The 3,071-nt window shown below is 75.3% G+C and carries 2 protein-coding genes; both read left to right on the top strand.

Going from position 1 to position 3,071, the window contains the following annotated elements:
• Positions 1-247 precede the first annotated feature (247 nt).
• Positions 248-1,150 (top strand): IS5 family transposase, encoded by a 903-nt coding sequence (locus D0Z06_RS24960; protein ID WP_117380237.1) that lies wholly within the window; start codon positions 248-250, stop codon positions 1,148-1,150.
• A 392-nt stretch (positions 1,151-1,542) separates the two neighbouring features.
• Positions 1,543-2,943, top strand: a complete 1,401-nt coding sequence (locus tag D0Z06_RS24955) for a C40 family peptidase (protein ID WP_233517951.1) — start codon at positions 1,543-1,545, stop codon at positions 2,941-2,943.
• Positions 2,944-3,071: the final 128 nt, after the last annotated feature.

Raw genomic sequence — 3,071 nt, 5'->3', positions numbered from 1 at the left:
CGAGCACCGGGGCCAGCCCGGCGGCCGACACGAGGTTCGGATCATCGAACGTCGCCGACAACGCCGACGAACCGTGAGACAGTCGCATCCAGCGGATGCCCTTCTGCGCGGACCGGTCAAGCCTTAGTGACTGTTCCGTAATCGAGCAGTTGCAGTGCATGCTCGGCTGGGGCGCGGCTCGATGCGGGTCCGCAGAGGCCGGCGTGGCGGCTGGACGTCGAGGTCGCCCCCGTCACGGTGGCGTTGTGTGTGCAACTGCAAGCGCGACGGGGACGACGCCGCCCGATGCTATCCATCCGCGGTCACCGACGAGGTCTGGGCGCTGATCGGACCGTTGCTGCCGGTCCATGACCCGCATCGGGCCGGCCGACCACGGGTCTACAGCAACCGACTCGTCCTGAACACGATCTTGTTCGTGCTGCGGACCGGCTGTCAGTGGCGGCTGGTCCCCCATGACCTGGCTCCGTGGTCGACGGCCTACCGCTGGTACCGAACCTGGGAGGCCGACGGCACCTGGGATGCCGTGCACGACCGGCTGCGCGACCAGGTCCGCAGCGCCGCCGGACGCGATCCGGCGCCGACCGCCGCTGTGCTGGACGCCCAGTCGATCAAGAGCAGCGAAGGCGGCACCGACCGCGGCTTCGACGCGGGCAAGAAGACCACCGGCCGCAAACGGCACCTCGTCGTGGACACCCTCGGCCTGCTGCTGGTCGTCATGGTCACCGCCGCCAGCGTGCAAGACCGCGCCGGCGGCCGCGCGATCCTGGACCGACTCGCCGCCCGGTACCCCACCGTCGCGCTGATCTGGGCCGACGGCGGCTACGCCAACCGCGTCGACACCAGCCTGCTGACCTGGGCGGCAGACAAGCTGCGCCTGGTCATCGCGATCGTGCGCCGCAGCGACGATGCCCGCGGCTTCCAAGTCCTCCCGCGCCGGTGGGTGGTCGAGCGCACCTTCGGCTGGCTGATCCGCAACCGGCGCCTGGCCCGCGACTACGAACGCCTTCCGCAGACCTCCGAGACCATGGTCAAGATCGCGATGATCCGGCTGATGGCCAACCGTCTCACCGGACAAGCCGCCGTCTGGTCCAGCGCGGCCGAACGCGAAGCCCACCGCCGGCTCACGATCCAAGACCACCCAGCGGCGTAGCCGACTGAATACGAAACAGCCTCTTAGACAAGCCCGATCGTTCCTCGTCAGAGGGGCATTCGTGCTTTCCGACGCGCACACCGCCTATTCGACGGTGGATCGAGGCTGAGAGGACCCCGCGTCCCCCCACCCCTCGCACGCTCGCGGCGGGCCCTGCAGGGAGGCCGCCCGTCCCCCTCACCCCTCGCGGGCTCGGGGCGGGACCCGGGACGGGGCCGCGGCGGGACCCGGCAGGGAGGGCGGCCGGCTCACCCCTCCGGGGGAGAGGCCCCTCCACCCGGTCCCCCGATCGGTCGATCCCCCTCCCGAGGCGCGCCGCGAGGCGCGCGCGGTGTCGCGGTACGGCGGCGTCCTCCCGGGCGCCGCCGTCTGCCGGGGGAGGGGTCGGATCGGTGGACAGCGGGACGCGCGGCCGGGTGCCGGGCTGGGTGCTGCGCGGCGTCGGGACGGCGCTGGCCGCGCTCGTCGTCGTCGGGGCGGTGCCCGGGACGGCGGCGGCCGCACCCGGGGACGCCGAGATCGCCGACGCCCAGGCCGAGCGGGACGCCGCCGCGGCGCAGGTCGGGGCCGTCAGCGCCCGGCTGGCCGCGGCCGAGGACGCCGCCGCGCGGGCGCACCAGGCCGCGCAGATCGCACTGCAGGACTACGAGGAGCGGCTGGACGCCGCCGAGGAGGCGCAGGCCGCCGCCGACCGCGCCGCCGCGCTGGCCCGGCAGGCGACCGCCGAGGTCGAGGCCGGGCGGGTCGAGGTCGCCTCCTTCGCGCGGGACAGCTACATGCAGGGCAGCACGGCCCCGGGGCTGTCGGCGCTGATGAGCGCCCAGGGCCCCGGCGAGCTGCTGGAACGGGCCTCGCTGCTGGAGGCCGCCGGCACCCACCGGGTGGACGTCGTCGACCGGCTCACCGTCCTCGAGGAGCAGGCCAGCGCGGCCTCCGGCACCGCTGCCGCGGCCGCCGCCGAGGCCGAGACGCTGCGCGCCGAGGCGGCCACCTCGCTGTCCACCGCGCAGGCTCAGGAGCGGTCGGCCCGGACGCAGGCCGCCGAGCTCGCCGAGCAGCGCACCGCGTGGGAGGCCGAGCTGGCCGAGGCGCAGGAGACGCTCTACGGGCTGGAGGGGGCGCGGGCCGCGGCCGAGGCCGCGGCCGCGGCGGCGGCAGCCGCGGCCGCCCGCCCGCTGGCCCCGGCTCCCGCGCCCGCCCCCTCGTCGGGCGGCCCGGCGCCCTCCGGCTCCTCGGCGGGTGCCCCCGCCCCGTCCACCGGCGGCCCGTCGTCCCCGGGCCCGTCGTCCGGTGGCTCGTCCTCCGGCGGCTCGTCCTCCGGTGGCTCGTCCTCCGGCGGCTCCGCATCGGGCGGGACCACGGCCGGCGCGCCCTCCGGGTCCGCCGTGGACACCGCGATCGCCGCGGCCAGGTCGCAGCGCGGCCTGCCCTACAGCTGGGGCGGCGGCGGCAGCACCGGCCCGTCGTACGGCATCCCGCCGGACACCGGGATCTACGGCTTCGACTGCTCGGGGCTGACCCAGTACGCCTACGCGCAGGCCGGCATCGCCATCGGCGGCACCAGCCGCGAGCAGTGGTACCGCTTCCGCGACCGGCAGGTGGCCGCCCGCGACCTGCGCCCGGGGGACCTGGTGTTCTGGGGCAGCGGCCCCGGCTACACCTCGATCTACCACGTGGCGCTCTACCTCGGGAACGGGCAGGTGATCCACGCGCCGCAGAGCGGGGACGTCGTCCGGGTGGGCTCGATGTGGTACGGGTCGAACTACTTCGGCGCGGTGCGCCCGTCCGGCTGAGCTTGTCGTTTAACCCCTGACCGGTTGGTCTTCGGCGTCTCGCTTGGTGGTCTTGCCGACGTCGTGGCGGGTGGCGCGGTGTCGGTTCTTCGTCCCGGGCGGGCGCCCCGGGCCGGGACGGGTGGGTT

Source organism: Geodermatophilus marinus (assembly GCF_003428645.1).
Lineage (GTDB): Bacteria > Actinomycetota > Actinomycetes > Mycobacteriales > Geodermatophilaceae > Geodermatophilus.
Note: the sequence above shows the minus strand (reverse complement) of the source record. Positions and strands in the feature narration are given on the sequence as shown.